This is a genomic window from Polaromonas sp. P1_G4, from assembly GCF_056405475.1.
In genome coordinates this window covers 1-609 of the sequence record NZ_JBFUCA010001037.1, presented here as the reverse complement: position 1 = coordinate 609, position 609 = coordinate 1, and the positions used below count along the sequence as shown (strand labels likewise).

The window sequence follows — 609 nt, the reverse complement described above, 5'->3', positions numbered from 1 at the left end:
GCCCCAGATCAGGGGCAGCGCGGCCTCCAGATCGGCCACTACGGCGTCGAGGTAGCGCTGCTCTGGCATTTCGCCCGCGACCTCGTGCGAATTGAAGTCGCACTAAGGGCATTTCTTGTGGCACCAGGGCAGGTGCACGTACAGCGACAGCGGCGGCAACGCGGCCAGCTGCAGCGTGCCGCTGCGCATGTAGTGCTGGATGTCTTGCTGGGCCATAAAAGGAAGAGTGGTTACAGCCAGCGCTCACGCATGAGTTCGATCATTTGCCGTGCGGCCTTGCCGCGGTGGCTGTTGGCGTTTTTTACCTCAACGGGCAACTGTGCAAAGGTTTGGCCGAACTCGGGGATGTACATCACGGGGTCGAAACCGAAGCCGTTGCTGCCGCCGGGCGCGGGTGCGATTTCTCCGGCCACGCGGCCTGAGGCAATCAGTGGCTCCGGGTCTTCTGCAGACCGGACCGCCACCAGGGTGCTAACCAGCGCCGCGCGACGCTGGGCGGGCTGCGTCAGGCCGGCCATTTGCTCCAGCAAGGCTTTGACGTTGTTGTCGTCGCCCTTGGCATAGCCAAACTGCGTGGCGTAAAACGCGGTGTCCACGCCGGGCAGGCCG

Annotated in this window: 1 protein-coding gene and 1 pseudogene; both read right to left on the bottom strand. The window is 64.2% G+C overall.

The annotated features are described in order from the left end of the window. Positions 1-216, bottom strand: a pseudogene (locus AC1D1X_RS25230) (radical SAM family heme chaperone HemW); the annotation flags it as partial. A gap of 14 nt (positions 217-230) precedes the next feature. Beyond that, positions 231-609 (bottom strand): non-canonical purine NTP pyrophosphatase (locus tag AC1D1X_RS25225; RefSeq protein WP_477699626.1); only part of this gene is annotated, 379 nt, incomplete at its 5' end.